The sequence below is a fragment of the Mucilaginibacter gossypii genome, from assembly GCF_017569325.2.
Classification (GTDB): Bacteria; Bacteroidota; Bacteroidia; order Sphingobacteriales; family Sphingobacteriaceae; genus Mucilaginibacter; species Mucilaginibacter gossypii.
Genome location: NZ_CP071878.2, coordinates 3,927,788 through 3,947,153 on the forward strand (window position 1 = coordinate 3,927,788; position 19,366 = coordinate 3,947,153).

General features: G+C 44.3%; 25 protein-coding genes. 9 read left to right on the plus strand and 16 right to left on the minus strand.

The window, feature by feature from the left end; all coding sequences use genetic code 11:
* From J3L18_RS16455 to J3L18_RS16505, 11 genes are all read right to left on the minus strand, one after another.
* Nucleotides 1-615 carry a DUF6046 domain-containing protein gene (locus tag J3L18_RS16455; RefSeq protein WP_129569271.1) on the minus strand — a complete coding sequence of 205 codons (615 nt, stop codon included), beginning with the start codon at nt 613-615 and terminating at the stop codon, nt 1-3.
* The gene (locus J3L18_RS16460) at nt 615-2,405 is read right to left on the minus strand and encodes a tape measure protein (protein WP_129569270.1); all 1,791 of its coding nucleotides are present in this window, start codon (nt 2,403-2,405) and stop codon (nt 615-617) included. The genes J3L18_RS16455 and J3L18_RS16460 overlap by 1 nt, the downstream gene beginning before the upstream one ends.
* A 165-nt stretch (nt 2,406-2,570) precedes the next feature.
* Entirely contained in the window at nt 2,571-2,954 is a 384-nt protein-coding gene (locus J3L18_RS16465; protein WP_129569269.1) for a hypothetical protein, read from the minus strand.
* A 44-nt stretch (nt 2,955-2,998) separates the two neighbouring features.
* The gene (locus J3L18_RS16470; protein WP_129569268.1) at nt 2,999-3,433 is read right to left on the minus strand and encodes a hypothetical protein; all 435 of its coding nucleotides are present in this window, start codon (nt 3,431-3,433) and stop codon (nt 2,999-3,001) included.
* 3 nt (nt 3,434-3,436) lie between these two features.
* The gene (locus tag J3L18_RS16475; protein WP_129569267.1) at nt 3,437-4,630 is read right to left on the minus strand and encodes a DUF2586 family protein; all 1,194 of its coding nucleotides are present in this window, start codon (nt 4,628-4,630) and stop codon (nt 3,437-3,439) included.
* The gene (locus J3L18_RS16480; protein WP_129569266.1) at nt 4,630-5,097 is read right to left on the minus strand and encodes a hypothetical protein; all 468 of its coding nucleotides are present in this window, start codon (nt 5,095-5,097) and stop codon (nt 4,630-4,632) included. Before J3L18_RS16480 ends, J3L18_RS16475 begins: the two co-directional genes overlap by 1 nt.
* A 7-nt stretch (nt 5,098-5,104) precedes the next feature.
* Nucleotides 5,105-5,587, minus strand: a complete 483-nt coding sequence (locus J3L18_RS16485; protein ID WP_129569265.1) for a hypothetical protein — start codon at nt 5,585-5,587, stop codon at nt 5,105-5,107.
* A gap of 4 nt (nt 5,588-5,591) precedes the next feature.
* Nucleotides 5,592-6,068, minus strand: a complete 477-nt coding sequence (locus J3L18_RS16490; protein ID WP_129569264.1) for a lysozyme — start codon at nt 6,066-6,068, stop codon at nt 5,592-5,594.
* The gene (locus J3L18_RS16495) at nt 6,059-6,601 is read right to left on the minus strand and encodes a phage holin family protein (protein ID WP_129569263.1); all 543 of its coding nucleotides are present in this window, start codon (nt 6,599-6,601) and stop codon (nt 6,059-6,061) included. Before J3L18_RS16495 ends, J3L18_RS16490 begins: the two co-directional genes overlap by 10 nt.
* Before the next feature lie 108 nt (nt 6,602-6,709).
* Nucleotides 6,710-7,822 (minus strand): hypothetical protein, encoded by a 1,113-nt coding sequence (locus tag J3L18_RS16500; RefSeq protein ID WP_129569262.1) that lies wholly within the window; start codon nt 7,820-7,822, stop codon nt 6,710-6,712.
* 52 nt (nt 7,823-7,874) lie between these two features.
* Nucleotides 7,875-8,942 carry an HK97 family phage prohead protease gene (locus J3L18_RS16505; RefSeq protein ID WP_129569261.1) on the minus strand — a complete coding sequence of 356 codons (1,068 nt, stop codon included), beginning with the start codon at nt 8,940-8,942 and terminating at the stop codon, nt 7,875-7,877.
* 251 nt (nt 8,943-9,193) lie between these two features.
* Here J3L18_RS16505 and J3L18_RS16510 point away from each other — a divergent pair, with 251 nt between their 5' ends.
* The 7 genes from J3L18_RS16510 to J3L18_RS16540 all read left to right on the plus strand — a co-directional run bounded on the left by J3L18_RS16510 (nt 9,194) and on the right by J3L18_RS16540 (nt 15,480).
* Complete coding sequence (locus J3L18_RS16510; protein WP_129569260.1) at nt 9,194-9,655, plus strand: hypothetical protein; 462 nt, start codon at nt 9,194-9,196, stop codon at nt 9,653-9,655.
* Complete coding sequence (locus J3L18_RS16515; RefSeq protein ID WP_129569259.1) at nt 9,655-11,178, plus strand: hypothetical protein; 1,524 nt, start codon at nt 9,655-9,657, stop codon at nt 11,176-11,178. The genes J3L18_RS16510 and J3L18_RS16515 overlap by 1 nt, the downstream gene beginning before the upstream one ends.
* 1 nt (nt 11,179) lies before the next feature.
* The gene (locus J3L18_RS16520; RefSeq protein WP_129569258.1) at nt 11,180-11,593 is read left to right on the plus strand and encodes a hypothetical protein; all 414 of its coding nucleotides are present in this window, start codon (nt 11,180-11,182) and stop codon (nt 11,591-11,593) included.
* 32 nt (nt 11,594-11,625) lie between these two features.
* Entirely contained in the window at nt 11,626-12,984 is a 1,359-nt protein-coding gene (locus J3L18_RS16525) for a phage portal protein family protein (RefSeq protein WP_129569257.1), read from the plus strand.
* A gap of 35 nt (nt 12,985-13,019) precedes the next feature.
* Complete coding sequence (locus J3L18_RS16530) at nt 13,020-14,267, plus strand: PBECR2 nuclease fold domain-containing protein (protein WP_129569256.1); 1,248 nt, start codon at nt 13,020-13,022, stop codon at nt 14,265-14,267.
* Between the two features lie 99 nt (nt 14,268-14,366).
* On the plus strand, nt 14,367-14,945 hold the full coding sequence (locus J3L18_RS16535; RefSeq protein WP_129569255.1) for a hypothetical protein: 579 nt from the start codon (nt 14,367-14,369) through the stop codon (nt 14,943-14,945).
* A gap of 4 nt (nt 14,946-14,949) precedes the next feature.
* Nucleotides 14,950-15,480: a hypothetical protein gene (locus J3L18_RS16540; RefSeq protein ID WP_129569254.1), complete on the plus strand. Its 531-nt coding sequence runs from the start codon at nt 14,950-14,952 to the stop codon at nt 15,478-15,480.
* A 51-nt stretch (nt 15,481-15,531) separates the two neighbouring features.
* Here J3L18_RS16540 and J3L18_RS16545 read toward each other — a convergent pair whose 3' ends face one another.
* The 5 genes from J3L18_RS16545 to J3L18_RS16565 form a co-directional block, all read right to left on the minus strand.
* Nucleotides 15,532-15,705, minus strand: a complete 174-nt coding sequence (locus tag J3L18_RS16545) for a YodC family protein (protein WP_129569253.1) — start codon at nt 15,703-15,705, stop codon at nt 15,532-15,534.
* A 29-nt stretch (nt 15,706-15,734) separates the two neighbouring features.
* Nucleotides 15,735-15,902, minus strand: a complete 168-nt coding sequence (locus tag J3L18_RS16550; RefSeq protein WP_189549195.1) for a hypothetical protein — start codon at nt 15,900-15,902, stop codon at nt 15,735-15,737.
* 10 nt (nt 15,903-15,912) lie between these two features.
* Nucleotides 15,913-16,155, minus strand: a complete 243-nt coding sequence (locus tag J3L18_RS16555; protein WP_129569252.1) for a hypothetical protein — start codon at nt 16,153-16,155, stop codon at nt 15,913-15,915.
* Nucleotides 16,156-16,212: 57 nt separating this feature from the next.
* Nucleotides 16,213-16,524, minus strand: a complete 312-nt coding sequence (locus tag J3L18_RS16560; protein ID WP_129569251.1) for a hypothetical protein — start codon at nt 16,522-16,524, stop codon at nt 16,213-16,215.
* Nucleotides 16,525-16,588: 64 nt separating this feature from the next.
* The gene (locus tag J3L18_RS16565; RefSeq protein ID WP_129569250.1) at nt 16,589-16,786 is read right to left on the minus strand and encodes a hypothetical protein; all 198 of its coding nucleotides are present in this window, start codon (nt 16,784-16,786) and stop codon (nt 16,589-16,591) included.
* 337 nt (nt 16,787-17,123) lie between these two features.
* Between J3L18_RS16565 and J3L18_RS16570 the strand changes: the two genes are divergently transcribed.
* Nucleotides 17,124-17,612, plus strand: coding sequence for a hypothetical protein (locus tag J3L18_RS16570; protein WP_129569249.1), 489 nt, complete (start codon nt 17,124-17,126; stop codon nt 17,610-17,612).
* 871 nt (nt 17,613-18,483) lie between these two features.
* Complete coding sequence (locus J3L18_RS16575; protein ID WP_129569248.1) at nt 18,484-19,359, plus strand: S1 family serine peptidase; 876 nt, start codon at nt 18,484-18,486, stop codon at nt 19,357-19,359.
* Nucleotides 19,360-19,366 lie beyond the last annotated feature (7 nt).

The following is a 19,366-nucleotide window of genomic DNA, read 5'->3' on the forward strand; positions in this document are numbered from 1 at the left end:
TTAGCTTTGATAATAAAGGGTAAAAATTGAATCGCTTTTTAACTGCATTGCAAAATCACGCACCCCAATAATTTTCGGTTTTTCGGGGATTGATAGTTTATAAATGAGTACCTGATCGTTGTTGTGCAGAAAAATATCTGAAGTGGCTGATTTAAGCCTTACAGGCTTTGCATAATCAAACACATCGTTAAGCATTTTAAGCTTGTCATCGGGGAACTGGTCGTAATCACCTATCAAAAAACCTTTAATGGTTATTACCCAATCCTTTTTATTTATGATCTGCTTTGCTGTGCCGCCCAGTTCTGACATTTCAACCTCTTTCACCGTCAACTCCCTGTCGAACCCGATAACCGCAAAAGGGAAGTAATAATCTACACCGTCAACCTCTATTGTTATGGGCGAAAACACTTCGCGGCCTATCATATCAGATTGCCCGTAAAGCGGCGTGCCGTAAATATTGGTTGTTTTGCGGGTAGCTGGCTGAATGCTTGCAAACTCGCTATTAACCGGCGAAGGCGGGAAGCCTGGCACATGCGCAGGCTTATACCCATATAGCTGTTTAAAAATATCAGCTATATCAAATACGGTGTTAAGATTAGCGTATGATGGTGGCATTAGTTAGGGTTTACGGCTGCGTTTCCGCTGTTAATGACCTGGTTAAACAGTTGGATAAATATTGCCCGGATTTCGGCAGCGCCTTCGGTTACGCTGGCGGCATGTAACGTAAGTTCATCAATACCCAACTTTGCAATATTGATGGTTTGGTTACGCACACCACCGCCCGCAATGCCCTTAGCCGAATCCTGAACACCAGCAGGAACACCGCCGCCTGTGGTACCGACAGTACCGCCGGTTAATGAATCCATCCAGCTTGATTTTTTACCGCCGGTATCTTTAGCTTTCGTTAAACCAACTTGTTTCCATGAGTTGGCAATATTTTGCATGTGGCCGCCAAAGCTTTTCATGTATTCCGCATGCTGGGCGCTACGCTCTTTTTTTAGCGCATCAATCTCTTTATCAGCATCGGTAGTTATATGGGCTGTAAGTACTTTCTTAGCACCCAAAAAATCGCCGCTTAGCGCCAGCTTCATAGCCTCAACGGTATTGCTGATAAGCTGGCCTACAAACTGAAACACACTTTTAGCCTTGAGGTAAAACAACTCAAACCAGTACAAATACTGTTGAAAGCTTTCTTTAAATGCCAGCCCAACCATACTAAAAAAGTCCTTTATAATTTGCCAAAGGGCTTTAATGCTTTTGCCCCAACCGTCATAACTTTTAACCAGCCAAACTACGGCACCGACTAATAAGCCTATAACCGCAATAGGCCAAAATGCAATGGCGTTTAATATACCCTGCCAAATTGCAGCCCTTTGTGTCCAGACGGTATATAAGCCCCATGCAACTGTCATAGCACCAATACCGGCAGCAATACCATACATTAAACCCTGATTACTACCCAGCCAGTTAAGCACATCAATCATACCTGCGGCAACCGGCAGTAAGCCCATGCCGATAGTCCCGGCCAGCGTTTGCAATGCACCCTGAAAGGCTAATATTTTGCCAGTTGGTGTTTCACCCATGCGTTTCATGCCGTCGTGAAACCTACCCATCGGCCCCGTAGCATATTGAAAAGCCCCGGCAACGTCCTGAAACGTTATTTTGCCCTTTTCTACATCTTTACGTAGGTCGGCCATTTTGCGGCCTGTTTTTTCGCTTATGACCTGTAGCGGGTTAAAACCAGCGTTAACGTATTGTAATAAGTCCTGCCCGGTAAGTTTACCGGCTGCCGCTGTTTGTGAAAACACCAGGCTAAGGCTTTTCATTTTTTCGGCATCGCCCATAGCCACATCACCCAGCATTTTTAAATCGGGCATGATGTTTTTAGCTGCAATACCAAAACCTAACATAGTTTTAGCTTCCCCAAAAACTTCATTTCCGTAGATGGTGTCTTTTGCAAAGCCCATCAAGTTACTGTGTAACTGATCGCCCTGCTTATTACCTGCCATCACCTGGAAGCTTGTACCGGCCATTTGCCGTTCCATGCCCTTTTTAATGGCATCACCCCCCAGTGCTACAGCGGCGGCAAGGCCTCCAAAAAGCAGACCTTTTGCAACAAGCCCCATACCACCGCCGCCGCCCGAAGGGTTGGTGATCCTGTCGCGCCTGCGTTCAAGGTCGGCTATTTCCTGATTAGCCCGTCTGATCTGTCGGGTATCTAATGAGATGTCACGGGTGCGGGTTAACTGGTCGATACGTGCGTTAAGCTGATCGGCTGACATGCCGATGCGGTTCATGCGCGTGGTCATACGGGCAAATGCGCCGTCGGCATTGGTAGCCAACTGGCGCATTTGCCCCGAAGCGAGGTCGCGTATTTTTACAAGAAATTCAACCAGGTTAGCCATTGCTTTGCGTTTGTGCGGCTTCTCTTTGCCGTATATCTTTTATTTGCATGTAAACTTCTGCCCAACGTTCGTCGGATAGTTCAGAGGGGTTATAAGTGGTGTAGTAAGCTATTGAAGTGTCTATATATCCTAAATAGTTCGCCTCAATATCACCACGGGCAGCCTCTACAATTTTTTTATCTCCGAACTCTTAATATCAAGTACGTTTTGCACTTGCGGCATTACGCTGTAAAAGGCTTCATCATCGGTTTTGATTGCCTCATCACCACCCAGCCAAAGCGCATCTAATACAATTTCGGTATAGGTAACCGGGTCGGTTTGCTTTGACGTAAATTCGCGCATTTCGTCGCGGGTTGGCTTACGCACGTAACCCTTATACAAAGGGATCGGCATTTTAACAGGCGGTTTACCTTCTTCAGTAGTAGTTTCAAATTCGCCGCTGTTTACAACCAGTTCAAAAACGCCCGCAGGGTATTCTTTTTTCCACGCCTCCAACACTTCGGCGGTTACGTTTGCCGCACTACGCGGCATAATATCTTTTGCTTTCACTTTAAAACAGGTTTAAAAGGGTTTTCAATAGTATTTAAAGGGGATTAAAGGGACTTTACACTTAGGGCTAAAAACGGCACATCCACTTCCATCATCTTAGCACCTTGCTCCATTGCTTTTTCCCATTCGGTGAACTTTACACCTGATATGATATCAGTTTCCTGCTTACGGCCAAACGCCACTTTATAATTTACAGTAATTACGATTAGCTGGTAAGGCACGTCTGCAAAGTCATCATACCCGGCATCGCGGGCAGCCTGGTTAAGTTTGTCGATTTCTGACTTTAGAAGCTTGATACTTCCATCACACTTTTTGTTGCCTGACTGGATGCCCACAGCCTCATCACCGGCAGCAAACAGGTGTTCGCTATCGGTTGATTTTTTGTATTTGAAGCCACGTAAACCACGAATGACAACACCTAAAACCGCAATTTGGGCGTGTTTCCATTCCAGTTCCTGACTGTTTACATAGTTTGCCATTGCTTAGTTAGTTTGCGGGTTATAAAAACCCAGTTTGATATTTATTAATTTGGTGTACCCTTTGCGGCGAATGCCCAGGTTAACGTTAAGCGTTGATGTTTGGGTGATTTGCTGGGTATCGTCGATAAACACCACCGGGCTTCCGCTCATACTTTCGGCCATATTTAGGTTAAGGGCATTAGCCATTGATGCTTCCAGCGCCTTCAACACTACCGGCTCAATGTTGCCGTTATCGTCTAAATCAACGTCATCGTTAATCTCGTTAACATAGGTTTGATAGGCGATAATCGAAGCCTTGTCAATCACGCGACCGAAGGCAAGAGCGTTATAGTCGTCCGTTTCGGGGCAGGCCATTGGGTCGTTACTGATAAACAGGCCGCCTTTTTGGTCGTACTTTTTAACGGTGATATAACCCAAATCAATTAGCTGGTCAAGTTGCCTGTAATACGGCGCTGTAGGATCCTCGATATTTGGCAAAATGCTTTGATTACCTATAAAATAATTGCTAATAGGCAGATCGCCATCTTTAACCCTACCGATGTTAACATGCGGTGCAGTAGCGGCAATACGCCCCAGCACTAATCCCAATGAGGTAACGCCGTTGTTTTGAGCGCCGCCAATAACAAACCCAACATTGTTAGCTGTTAACGCCTTCGGGCTATCCACGGTGGCGTTTGTTACATCGTTAACCCGCGCGGCAAGCAATACCCTTGCGGGCTTGTGTGCATCAAACATCGCCTGCGCAAATGCTTTTGCATTTGGCACGGCCAACGCCACATCACTATCAAGGAATTTAGCTACGGCAGGCACATAAGAGCCTGCCGGGGTACGGGCTACCCCAACAACCCTAATTTCGCCGTTACCGAAATCCATTAGCTTTTTGAGGCCGGTATTTGACGTTACATCGCAAAGGCTTACTAAAGTGGTTGTATTGGCGGCAAGCATGATATAAACCGGACAGCCGCGTGTACCCGGAATGCTGTAAAATTCGGTTACAAACTGGTACGCTTCCGGCTCCGCTGCCTGGGTGATACCTTTAGATACGGCATCATCAACGCTTACAACTTTTACGGGGGTGAGCAATGGCAGCAAGCCAGTACCAGCGCCGGTTAAAACTACCCCGGTAATATTATCGTTGGTGGCAGTGCTGCCACCTAACTGACCATTGGCCAGCTGCACATTTACACCTGGTTTCATTAATTAGCGCCTCCTTCGGTTGCTTTTGTTGCTTTAGTTATTAAACCTTTTTGGTATGGTGTCCTTTCGGCTTCGGGGGTGGCGAAGGCGATAGCCAATGCATCTTTCGGCGCTTCAACCGCTGGCGGTGCATCTGCCGGTGGCTGATCCGCTGGCAGCACATCTTTCGGCGCTTCAACCACTGATGGTGCATCTGCCGGTGGCTGATCCGCTGGCTGTGCATCCTTTGGCGCTTCGTCGGCTTTAAACACCTGATCGCGGGTTACTTCGATGTAATCGCGTACCCTCAATTTTTGTCCGTGGCTGTCGGCCATATTTTCGGCAAAAAAGGCCTGCCCATCAGAGGTAAGGTAAAATTTGTCTACCGACGGGTGGGTATCGAAAAGGCCTTTCAAATCCGCACTATGCAAATCGCCGCTTTCTTCCAGCGCTTTTGAAAATTCGGTTGTAATTACTGTCAGTTTCATTTTATGATTATTGAGTAATGAAAATTTGTTTGAAATACAGCTCTATCACGCTAACGGCTTCGCTCCAGGTGATTTTACCGTCGCTAACTACTACGATAAGCCGGGCAGCCAACACGTGGTATAAGCCATCTTTGTCGGGATCGTCCGAAAACTTGATTTTATTAAGCAAATCGGTAATTTGTTGCGGTTGACCGTCGGCACCCAGCACGCCTTTACTGAAGGTCAACCCGGTAAGCAATGCGGGTATTGCCTGGTTGATTTTGTCACGCACCGCGTTGTCAATGCCCGTAGGGGTAAAATCGATGATAAGCCCTATAATGGGGTTATTAACAACGGATTTTACTTTGTTAACCACATTTATAACCAGGTCAATTTCGGCGGTGGTAATGGGCAGGTCGGCGGGTAGCTGGACGGCTACATTATTGTTGCCGGTAAGTTTTTTTAGCAGGCTTGCAAAAAAGCCGCCTATTGCTTTCAGTATTGTTGGCATGTTATTAAATGGAGGTTGTAAATAATTTTTGTTCTTTAGCCCGGCGTTTAACCAGCGTATCGCTGGTTACCTTTTTGCCGGTTTTAGGGTCGGTCACTTTAACCCATAAATCAAATTGAGCGGCCGCGCCACCAAAATCACCCGCATTGAGTTTTCTAAGCAGCGTACTTGACGGCAGGCTACCCGTGTTGAAATGAAAACTTATAAGGGCATCGTACTGGTTTTGATTAAGTGGCACTGTGACAACACGGTTAACCGTGCGTTCAAAATCTTTCAATATCACAGCAAGCAAATCGCTGGCACATTCTTTATTTACCAGCTTATCGCCAGGCTGTACGCGCTTGCCGTTGGCGTAAAACGTGCAGCCATACCCGATAGTCCACACACCGGCAATGTCCTGATAGGCGTTAAGTTTTAAGCCCTCAAATGATTTAATGAGGTCTAACCCGCGTTGGCTTATAGCATATTTGGTTACGGCCATAGTGAAGTTATTTTGTCTTTAATTTTATTGATCCATGCGGTTTTGTCTTTACCGTCAATAACCGCAAGGTTTTCAAGTATGGATACTATGTTCTCCTGCGCTATATGGATAATCAGGAAGTTTTGCAGCCAGTCGAAGCATACAGCCATTACCGTTTCGCCTTTGGCAGCATAGTTTTGCGACCAGTGGTAAGGAATGGCTATCAGCACCAGGTAGATGAACACTTTTAGTGTAAAGCGCGAAAGCCTGAAACTGCTAAACGGTTCTTTTCGGATACGTGAAGCCACAATGCCGCTTACCAGTTCAACCACGAAGGCCAATAACATACTTACCAGCGCAGCCGCCTGGATACCGAGTGCTAAAGGAATTTGCGGAATGAAAGCCGAAAACCATGCAAGGCCGGGAAATGTGCAGCTTACCAAAAGCAATTGCCGGGTTATGCAATATTTAAACGACGGTGCGATGCTTTGAAAAAAGTTGGTGAAGCTGTCGTAATCATACGACGCAAGCATTTTGTAAAACCAGTCTTTCATTTGTCCTAAATCAACCCGCGCCGCCCCTGATCGTATCGGGGGACTATTAAGGCGCGGGGTTCTTTTGTTTACTTACTTATGTTGATTAGGGGTTATCAGAGATAGAGATTAAGCCGGTGTGCCTTGTATCATGGCACCCACGCCCAAATTATCAGCCCTGCGACGGCGGCCACCCATGCGCAGCAATGCGCTATAGATATCGCCGTAGTATTCGGCACGGTCGGGGTTTTCAAAAAACTTAACATCACCCAGCGCGCGGGCTACGGCATCTTTTTGCCATACCAACGATACGGCACAGTCACCGGCAGCACCGGCAGCGCCTAACGCCTTGATGGCATGAGCGGCATTAGCAACTGCCACGTTGCTACGGTCGAGGATATCGAATCCATACATGCGGCCTATGATGCCTTCCTCCGCGTTATAATATTGCGAAAAGTCGCGGTACTGGCTATCCGCTAAGCTTGAAGTAAACTGGTCAAGCATGTTACTTTCAAACAATACCTGGCGGTTTGCTTTAGGGATATTGTTTTTGTTAAACTGCAACTGCCATGCCTTCAAATCAAGATGGTGTACAGCATAGCGGTTGCCCGTAGCCGAATCAGTAGAGGCGGCCACTTGCGTAGCATTTGTACCGCCGGTGGTGTAAAGCTTAGTTACATTGCTTACACTTTCATCCAACCATTTTAAAATAATGTCATCGGCAACAAATTCAACCAGTTCACCAGCATGATCGCCGTAAACGCTGTCTATCTTGTCGTATGACAGTTCATATTTATCGGCATCAGGAATATGGGTTGGATCGGTAGTATACTCATCAAGCACGTAAACAATGTCGGTATCCGTACGCCTTACGGCCGTTGCCGGGAACACACCACGGTTTTTAGTTACCGATGGTTTAGCACCTGGTTGCGGGATATGCACCACCTTGCCGGCTAATACTTTATCATCATCACTAAAGGCGCGTTTCATAAATCCATTGTCACGCCAAAAGCGTTCGATGATATATTGCGCCCAAATTTCAACCTGCACACCGGCGGTGTGGGCAAACGGCTTATTGGATTGAAGCGTTGACAGTTTATAAAACACCAAGCCAGCGCCGCCAACAACTACCGTCGCGGTAAGCGCGCTGGTATGGGCAGCCATCGCAAAGGCGTTAACACCCAGCGAGGCAAAAAGAATGAGGCCAATTGTGGCGACTAAAAATTGCTTTGAATTTTTCATTTTGTTAATTAATAGGGGTATTTGTTTCGGGGTATTAAAGGTTGTTTAAAGGCTATTTTTTATCGGTTTTTACCGGGAACTTTTCGGCGCGCTTATCTAAATAGGCTTGTTGATCCAGCTTTTGAAGGCGTTCTAACTTTCCCGTTTTCCACAGATCGTCATAGCTTAGCTTAATCAGTTCTTTCACTTCGGTGGCGTCGTTTCCGCTGGCGCTGTTCAATTTTTCCTCTACCGTTTCCAGCACCGGCATACCTTCCAGCAGTTCTTTAGTACCGTCGAAATCAGCCTTTGCCAAACGGATATATTTTTCGCGTTGACCTGGCAGGTATTTGTTTTTATGGTCGTCGGCCAGTTTAATCACTTTGGCTTCGTCCTGATCGGTTTTAAGTTGCTTTACTTCATCCTGCAAAAGCTTTTTATCACTTTTAAGCGTGTTGATATCTGTTGCCTGTGATGCGTTTAGCTGTATCATATCAGCCACGGCCTTTTGCACCTGTACTTCGGTGGCGGTTTCATCCAGTTTAAGCGAAAGCAAAATGCCGTTCAATGCTGCGCCTGTCAGTTGAATTAGTTTCATGTTGTCGTTATCGTCGTTTTTAATTTGTTGTAGTGAGTTGAAAAGTTTGATAAAGCCTTCTTTATCCAACCCGGATAGTTCAATCCTTTTTTCGTCGTGGCCGTATAGCTGACAGGCACACGCGTCATCATTGCCGCCAATGTCCACGCAACTGATGTCGGTTACTTTCCACTTGGTAATAGTGGGGCCGGTTTGGCCTGGCAACATCATGGAAGGATCTTCTGTCCATTCGAGCGGGATAGCACCCAACGATACCATGTTTAAAATGCCAGCTTCATACTTGTTGTATAGCTGCATTGCAAAAGGGTCGTTTTCGTCAAACTCCAAATAGCAACTCCATTCATCGCCGTTCAACTGAATATCGACAGCGCAACCCGGCGGCAGAATTTGGCTTTTATCATTGCTAAATGCCCGTTGATGCATCCACAGTAGTATGGGGTTTTTCAGGTATTGCACCCAGTCACCTCCATCCGACATCACGCGATACTTGTAGCAATTAAGGCCGCTGGTCGTGATTACATACCGCTTAGTCGTACGTTTCATTTTTTTTCGGTTGAATACGCCAGCGCCCCTGTTAATTGCCTTTTTTTCATGTTTGTTTTTTTTAGTTTTTCATAACCTTTTATCGGCTTCGTTGGGACAAACGTACAGCGGTATTTCGGCCATAAAAAACCGCGTTTCTGAATGATTAAAGCAGTTTTATGATATGATTAAAGCTGCGTTAATCATCCAGTTACCCGGTTATATAAGAGGTAAAAAAGCCTGCAATTTTGGGTGTAAATCAACCCTAAAACATGGCTGAAAGGAAAAGCAAAGCCGACCTTGAAAGGTTAAAGGAACTGGCAAAAAGGTATTTTATTGATGATAGTCTTTCGCAAAAAGAGATAGCTGCAAAAACGGGTATATCTGAAAAAACTATAGGTAAATGGGTGGCCGAAAACGACGGGCTTTGGGAAAAGCAAAAGAAAAATTTGGTACTTACCCGGCAGGAGCAAATGAGTTATTTGCTTGATGAATTGTCGGAGTTAAACGCGGCCATCAGGAAAAAACCAGCCGGGCAGCGATATGCTGATAGCAAAGAAGGCGACGTAAGGCGCAAGCTGATAAAAGATATCAAAGAACTGGAAACTAAAACCAGTAAGCCCGAAGCAATAAGCGCATGTATAGCCCTGCTAAATTTTGCCCGTACTGTGTCATTAGAAAAGGCGCAAACCCTTGCACCTATAATTGATGGTTTTATTAGATCGCTTTATTAATGGCTTTAGCAGAGGATAAAAAAGCCCTTGATAAATGGGATGAGTATGTAAAATCATTACTCCGTGCTACCGTAATTGATGTTAACGAGAGCGAAGCCGACAAGCTTAAACGCAAGGCAGATTTAGAGAAAAAGGGTAATGAAGAAAAGTGGTTTAAATACTACTTCCCCAATTACTACTATGCCGAACCTATGCCGTGGCATAAGGCCGCCAGCCGCCGGGCTATTTACAATAGTGAATGGTATGAGGTAAGGGCATGGAGCCGGGAACTTGCCAAGTCTGCACGTACCATGATGGAAACAATATACCAGGCGATGACTGGTTTAAAAAAATCCATCCTGCTAATTAGTTCAAGCGAAACTGCCGCGATAAACCTGCTTAAGCCGTACAAGCTGAATTTTGAAAACAACCAGCGCCTTATTAACGATTACGGCAAACAGGAAAACTTTGGCGATTGGAGCGAAAAGCAGTTTATCATCAAAAAGGGCTGTTCGTTTTTGGCAATTGGCGCAGGACAATCGCCCCGTGGTTCGCGTAACGAGGAAGTGAGGCCGGATAAAGTTATCATGGATGACTTCGACACCGACGAAGAATGCAGAAACCCCGACACCATTGATAAGAAATGGGACTGGTTTGAGCAAGCGGTGTATGCTACCCGCTCTATCAGCAACCCGATGCAGGTGATATTTTGCGGTAACATCATTGCCGAAAATTGCTGCATCAATAAGGCTATCAAAATGGCCGACTACTTTGAGATTATTAACATAAGGGATAAGGACGGTAATTCTACATGGCCTAACAAAAACACCGAACCGCTGATAGACCGGGTACTATCAAAAATAAGCTATGTATCCCAGCAAAAGGAATACTATAACAACCCTATAACTACTGGCAAGGTGTTTAAAAAGCTGCATTACAAAAAAATGCGGCCGCTCAAAGAGTACAAGTATTTAGTAGCCTATACCGACCCTTCATATAAAAAGAAAGGCGACTTCAAAGCCACTGTGTTAATAGGGCGCTGGAAAGATGAGTACCACGTAATACGTGTGTTTTGCGACCAGGTGTCAACCGCCCAAATGATCGACTGGAACTACGAAATATATAAGTGGGTTAACGGGCAGGTGCCGGTATACTTCTATATAGAATGGCCGTGGATAGACGAAATGTTTATTCAGGAGTTGGCACAGTCAAACGCCAAACACGGCTTTAAGCTGGTACCAAAAGCCGACGACCGCGACAAGCCGGACAAATACCACCGGATTGAAAGTAACCTTGAACCGCTCAACAGGGAAGATATTGAAAAGAATGTAGTACCGCGCCTGTACTTCAATATTGAAGAAAAAGGCACCGTACACATGGACAATATGGAAGGGCAGTTTTTAGCACTATCCCCTACCAGCCGCGCACATGATGACGGCCCCGATGCCGTTGAGGGCGGCGTATGGATAGTTAACAACAAGGCTACTGGCGGCCTATCAAAAATGCAAGTTATCAGACCACCCAAAAATCCGAAACGATATTAACATGCCATACTTAACCAAAGCAGATTTAACCACCGACATATACACCGAAGATATAGACGCTATAACCGAAGGTAACGACAATGACGTAACGGCCGCCATTAACAAAGCCATTGGCGAAGCGCAGGGATATTTTGACAGGTACGATGTTGATGCGCTTTTCGCACGTACCGGCGATGACCGCGACCCTATTTTAGTTGGCTCATTGACGGCCATTGCCCTGCAATGGCTTACCCGCAAATGTCCTGCAAACCAAAACGTAAAGCAAATTAGGGACGATGCCGCAACCGCCCGCGTGTGGCTGCGTCGTGTGCAGGCAGCTGAAGTTAAACCGCGCGGATGGCCGCTAATTGCGCCGCCCGAAAAGGCCACCTTTTTTCACATGAGTAGTAACCCGAAACGCGGCAACCACTTTTAATTTTTAATACCCCTTTAAATAGCTTTTAAAACATGGCCATAACTAAAAAACCTACCGTTACCGCCGACGGTACACAACCCAGCATAGCTATAACCAAGCTGGATATAATGCCAATTGTCCGCGAAAATCAGGACATCGTAAAATGGCGCAACTATACACGAAGTGCCGAATCGCGGGTGCCACGCCGGGCATTGCTTTACAGCCTGTACTTTGATGTGATATTAGATGCGCAGGTAATCAGTGTAACCGGCAAGCGCCGCGATGCCATAACTACCGCCGGGTGGCAATACGTTGATAAGGATGGCAAGCCGGTTGATGCCATTAATGAGTTAATAGATAGTTTGGGCTTTGCCAAACTGCTTGAAGAAATTATAGATAGCCGCTTTTGGGGCTACAGCATGGTTGACTGTAATATTTTCAAAGATGACGAAGGCACCTGGCAAATGACAGCTACACAGTTTGACCGCAGGCACATGCGCCCCGAACTGGGTATGGTTGCTTACCGGCAATATGATGATGAAGGTTTCAGCATCCGCGACGGCATATTTACCCAAACCGTGTTGGAAGCCGGGGAGGAAAAAGATTTGGGGTTACTGCTATCGGCAGCACAATACGCCATTTATAAACGAGGCGGTTTAGGTGATTGGGCTACGTTTGTTGAGGTTTTCGGCAATCAGATTTTAGATGCACAGTGGGATGGCTACGACGAAGATCAACGCTTATTACTGTTAGATGCCATTGAGAAAATGGGCAACAATGGCCGGTTAGTAAGGCCAAAGGGTACGGAAGTACAATTTGTGCCTAACCAAAACAATGCCACCGGCGCGTTACAGGAAGGCTTTGAAAGGTGGCTGGATGAACAAATAGCCAAAGCGCTTTTGGGCAGTACCGAAACGTCCGGCACGAGCGAACGCACCGGCTATGCCATTGGTAAAGTACATTCCGAGCAGGACGAAAAGAAAAGCGAAACGGATACCGACTTTGTGCGCCGCATCTTAAACAGCCGCTTCCGCAAAATATTGAAAGCGTTCGGACTGCCTTACGAGGGCGGTAAGTTCATTATACCCGAACAAAAACAAAAGCTTTCCCTTACCGACGAAATCAACGTTTACGTGCAAATGGCGACCCAATTAGGTATGCCGGTTGACCATGATTTTATCTACAAACGCACCGGAATGCCAAAGCCCGCCGATTATGATGCGCAAATGAAGGAAAAAGCCGCACAAAAGGCCTTTAATGCGCAAAACACGCAGGTTTCGGAGGAAAACGACGGCGAAGAAAGTGCAAATACCCCCCCTGATAAAAAGGCAAAAAAGGACAAAAAGCCGGGTGGTATGAAGCTTAGTTTCCGCGAAAAGCTGGCCTTGCACATGATGGATTTTTTCGGATAGCCCCGGAGTTGACGGGGCATATTAAACTAAAGGATTTGTATAGCGATGATTGCGATTGCGGCGAATGTACCCCAACTACTATAAAACTGGCCGGTGGGTACCGCGACATACTTAACGACTTTTTAAAGCATGTACACAGCGGCGAATTGAAGCCGGGCAGTATCCAGCCCGACTATTATAACAACCTGGCTACTAAACTGGCCGGGGCTGTTACCGAAGGTTTGGGCGGTAAAATATTTGCATCAGACGACGAACGCAATACACTGAAAGCTTATTTTGATCACAATATATATGCATTTAGCGGCGCTAAAAGCCTTGTCATGCTTAAGGAGTACAACCGGCTGTTACTGGATGACAAAGGTCAGGTGCTGCCTTATAAAGAGTTTGAGAAACGGGCTTTAAAGGTTGACGCACTTTATAACAAAACGTACCTCGAAGCTGAATACGAAATGGCGGTGGCATCGTCGCAGATTGGTGCAAGCTGGCCGGGGTTGATGAAGTTTAAGTTACTGGAATGGAGTACCACCGGCGGGGAAAACGTTTGCCCCATTTGCGGCGGCTTCGACAGGATGATAATACCCAGCAATAGCCCGATACTAAACAGGCTTTGCCCGCCGCTGCATTTTAAATGCCATTGTAAACTGATACCGGCGGCAGACACCGACACCCCAACGCCCGACGACCATATCAATAATGTAGAAAAGGCCGCCGATATCAAACCGTATTTTAAAAACAATCCCGGCAAAAACAAGGTGATTTTTACCGACGGCCACCCTTACTTTAAAAACTTAGGCAATAACAAACAGCGCGAACTCGATGCCGAAAAAAATTATAACATGCCATCCGGCGAACGTATTTACGCTACCATTAACCTGCCGTCGTATACCGAGGCAAAAAATAAAGACGAGGCTAACAAATGGTGGGCAGATTTGGCAGGCGGGCAGCGTAAAAGCATTGATATAGTTGCCCGTGACGGCATTACGGTAACGATGGATAACAGATTTCGTAACCATGTTTTAGAGGAAAATAAAGATAACCGCTACAGGTTTATGCCGCAGTTGCCGGATATTCTTAAAAACCCCGATGAGGTATGGAGCAATAAAATACGTGGCAGCATCCAAACGGCATACATCAAGTATTATAAAAACTGCCCGATAGTTATCGTAACTGATTCGCGGAGTAACGTAACCGCCATCACAGCTTATGAAGTGCAGAAAAACGGGCGAACGAATTTTGGCGCTTTGACCAATATGCGGAAAGGTATATTGAAATATAAAAAGTAAAGCCGTTTACACAGTTCCGGCAGCGGCTAACCAAACAGCGCCCCGCCGGTGCATAAACGGCTTATTTATAGTACAAATATAAAAATATTTTATAAAACAATGGATAGTGCCGCATTTGTCAGGACAAGCCGCCGAAAGGCTGCGCAGATCGCCACGTATGTGAACGATATAGCCCCGGCAATGGTTGTGCGCAAAACGCTGCGGTTTATTGATGGCAATTTCAGGGCGCAGGGCTGGCAGGGTGCAACCTTCAAAAAATGGAAAGACAAACAAAGCATTGCTGGCAAGCGCAGACAGGGGCAAAACCTGATAGTGACAGGCCGTTTAAGGCGTGGCGTTAACTATACCACCAACGGCCGGGGCGAAGTCTATTTTTATAACAACGTCCCTTATGCAAAGGCTCATAACGAAGGCTTAACCATAAACGCCACTGTACACGTTAGCGCCTATACCCGCAGACGGTTTTACCGTGATGAAGTTAGCGCACCTGGCGCACGTAAAACCAAATTTGTTAAAACTCAAACCGGCGAAAGTGAGGTAAGGTCACACACCCGGGTAATGAAAACGCAAATGCCACAACGCCAGTTTATGCCATACGAAGGCCACGGCAGCCCCGTACTGGAAAACTCCATCAGGCGCGACCTTGAAAAGGATATGAAAAAGATTTTAAACGCATAAAACCATGAGCGAATTAACAATGGATGCCATATTGGCAAATGTATTTTTAACCGTGCAGGCGCGTTTAGCCACCCTGCCCGAATTGAAGTTTATAGATCAGGATATGGGGCAGCTTGAATTTGACGACAGCGACCAGCTATGCCCGGTTAAGTTCCCCTGCGCGTTATTTGACCCGGTAGAAATACGCTATACCGACAATAGCGAATACAGCCAGCAAGGGGAAAGTATTTTGGAAGTACGCTTGGCAGTGGCAGCATACACGGCAGCAACACACTACTACCAAAATGACAGCCACAAGATAAACGCTTTAGGTTACTTCAATTTAGAACACCGGGTTAACCAGCTATTGCACGGGTGGAGCGATGAGCGGTATTTTAACCCATTAAGCCGCATAAGCGCCCAAACCGAACGGCGTAAGGACAATGTAAGGGTAAGGGTTTTGCGTTATGCATTTGGCTTTACAGATAACACGGCCATGAAGGTAAAAACACCGCAGCCGCGGCCGGATTTGGAAGTAACACCAAATGTTGTTTAACAAGAAAGCCGCTAACTAAGCGGCTTTCTTTTGTTTTACACGCGTCTTATTTTAAACAATTTTAATCAGTGATTTTGCGAAAAATGTTCCATGCTTTAAGTCTGTACCATCAAACCACTTACAATGCCAACCGGAATTTCCATGAGACTCCGCGGTCATTTTGGGGCCGCCCGACTTAAGTTGTACTACATCGCCTGATTCGATTTTTTCTGTTTCTTCTGCCATAAAATTTAAGTTTAATTAGTAAATTGTTATTAATCCATATCTTGCGTGTGCAAGGTAAATCTCTTGATTGTGAACTTCCTAATATCTTCGCCTCCTTTAAAATAGGCTTCTCTACGCATTGCCGAAAGATCGTTATTGAAAACACCCCGCACTTCTTCGCCTTTGTCTGTGTGTTCTATTAGTACGTATACATCCATTTTATGAAAATTAATATTTAATATGCCAGCTACCTTTCACATTTTCTAAATAATGGTGCAAGCGGCTGGTGTTGTATTCATAGTCAAATTCCTGTTGTCCAAAAGTATATTGGTATTGCTTACCATCCCGAAAGCCAGTCATTGTTAATCCGTCCTTTCGAGGGGACAACGCGAAACGCATGGTATCAAAAAAGTCACTAAAATAATTTACTAATTCTTGTTCAATAGTATCAAAATCTATGTAAATCGACATATATATTCTTTGAATTTAACGATGTAAAATAATCGTTTTTCAAAGAATATCAAACTATTAGTACCAATTAAAATGCGGGATAAGTTTTTGCAGGTATTTGCGGTCGGCCTGATCTGCTTTGAGTTTTTCGAGGGTGTCGCGTTCCTCCATAATGATTTGCGAAATGGTGGTTTCGCCTAAATAAAACTCATGGTTTAATTCTTCTACAGCGCGTTCGTATTGCAAGCCTTTTATTTTGTAGTGATAGTACAAGCGGCACACGATATCATGATCCCTACGGGATTTAAACACGCCTTTAACGTGCTTAACGGTGCTACGTTTAAGAGGTTCAGAAAGGATACTTGCTACTAATTGTTTACCGAGCGCCATAGATTAATCAGGTGCCATAAAATTACCCAATACCTAAAAACTTAGCAAAACAAAGTAGCACACATTACCTTAACTGCCTGCTATCCGGCAGCATTTCGCTCAATAAATTGGTGATGGTGTACATTTCGTTGGCACCCGGCGGGGTTTCGGGGTTTTGGTTGCCTAACAAATGCAGTAATGATTTATACAGGTGTACATAATCATCAGTATCGCCACTAAGTGTAATAATAATCTTTCTCTCTTTAGTTTCAAACGCTACCATAAACCCAGCCGGTTAATCAATTTAAAATTAGTTTAAAGGTTAATAGGTAGAAGTACGGGCGGGGCATAAAAAAAATGACGCAGCCAATACCTTAAAGCCCATCAAGGGGGTCGAAGCCCTATTCACGCAAATAAGATACAGCCACGCCATTACTGGCGTACTATGTAACTCGTGCCTGCGTGAATCTTAAATTTTCGACCTTTAGATGATGTGCGGCACTTCGATAGTACAATTTCTTTTACTTTACAAAGTTAGGGCTTTTACGGGGATGAGGGAATAGGGTTACAGGAAAATGTTGGTTTCTTAAGTTGGTTTTATTTCTTAACTTGAATATTGTATGGCAAGAATTTTAACATCAAAACAAAAGGCAATTGAAATTATAAGCAATAGAATCAATGATTTGAGCGGTTTTAATTACAATAACTTCAATCATGTCGCTTGGAAAGCAAGAACCATTTCCGATTTAACTGAAATATTCGGTGCTGCAAGCAATCAAGTGTTTAACGCGCAAAATCTTAACTTTTACGACGTTGTAGTCACTGAAAACACAAAGGTCAAAGAAAATTTTCGGCAATTATTAAAAGGCTATATAGATTTTATAAACGACCATATCCCGGACGTTCAGCGCACAGAACCAGTTCAAACAAATTGGGAGGCTCAATATCACGAGATGCATAAATTATTGATCCAATCAAAAAAGAACTTTGAAGACTTGAATGTTATAGTATTAAAGAGAAATGAGACTATAGAGGAATTGTCAACAGAGTTGCAATCTGTACGAGAAAGCGTTTTTAACCTTGAAGGTCTAACAATTACAAATTGTTAAAAGTGTTTGGTCATTTACCTTTTGACGTCGCATGGAAGGTTATTGGTTTTGTAATAGCCGTAATCTTGTTTGTATTTTTTGCCGGTGTGTGGGCTCACTCCCATAACTTAGCAAGCGTTTGATAAAAAAAGCCCCCGATAGTCGGAGGCTTTTAGCATGTGTTGGAGTACGTTATTCTTTACGTCTGTCAAGGTACTTATCAGCTACCTTTAGCGCCTCCAAAACGATCATCATACCAAACAGAATAATTTCCCTGTCCATAACTGACCGTAGCACTTGTTATATGACTAAGTGTTTCGTAAAGCAGACCATCTTTAATTTTAATATTGATGCCTATATTCCGAATATATGTATTAGTTTTGTATTGATCTTCGAGACTAACACACGTTGGACTTTACATTAGAGCCGGTAGCTGAAACTACTGGCTTTTTCTCATTTAGTGCTACAGGGCAAATATAGCTAATAGTCAGGCCTTTTAATTCTTAATTTTACCTGTTAAACGTGCAAGTTTTCCACACCGAAGTAAAATCACAATAGGGTACTTATAATATTATATCAACTTCGGATAACAACAGAGCCTCGCTAAAGTGGGGCAAAGCTTAATTCACAGAAAAGAATACAGCCAAGCCATTACTGGCGTACTATGTAACTCGTGCCTGCGTGAATCTTAAATTTTCGACCTTTAGATGATAGGCAGCACTTCGATAGTACAATTACTTTTACTTTACAAGGTTAGGGCTTTTCCGAGTTTTATCCTTGAGGTTGCAAGAAAATATTAAACTATTATCATGCGTAAAAAAATATAAAATATTGATAACAAATAAAATAAAATTGTACTTTCACCGACTTTATCACTAAATTTAATTAACAGATGTTTGCTTCAGCTTGTAGTTTGGCGCGTGAATTCACCAAACCAGTAATAATTTCATCTAAAAGACATGATGGAAAATGTAGTTCAGGAATTGGTTCGTTGGTGATTATTAATGAGGAAGGTTGGTTTGTTACTGCCTGGCACATAATAGAATCAATTGTAAGTTTAAGCAATGCCTCAAATCAGTATAAGGCGATTAAAGAGCAGAGACAATTAATTGAAAACGATAAATCATTAAAGAAACATGTGATGATAAACAAGCTTAATCAGTTGCGATTATCTCCGGATATGATTGTCAACACATCAGCTTGGTTTGGGTTCGATGGAGTACAATTAGGTACTGTTCATTTTAATGCAAACGTTGATTTAGCTGTTGGCCAATTGTTAAACTTTGACCCTGCATCAATCAAACTCTATCCTAAATTTAAAAATCCAACGCACAAGATGGAGCCGGGTTCGAGCTTGTGTAAAATGGGATTTCCATTCCATATAATTGAACCAACATTTGATGAAGCGGCACAGAGGTTTAACCTTCCTCCCGGAAGCGTTCCTGTGCCTTTTTTCCCACTTGAAGGCATATATACTCGAGAGGTTAATATACCCAGCAATGGCAGCCCATATCCTTACAAATTTGTAGAAACATCTTCGCCTGGTTTAAGAGGCCAAAGTGGTGGCCCGACTTTTGATGTTGAGGGTAATGTATGGGCTATACAAAGTCAGACAAGGCATTATAGATTGGAATTTGGCAACCCGACAACAAAAACTAAAGAGTCCGACTATTTAAACAATCAATATTTACACGTTGGTTGGGGAGTTCACTCTGAAACTATTACTGGATTATTGAATGAGAAAAATATAAAATACCACCTATCCTAAACAACCA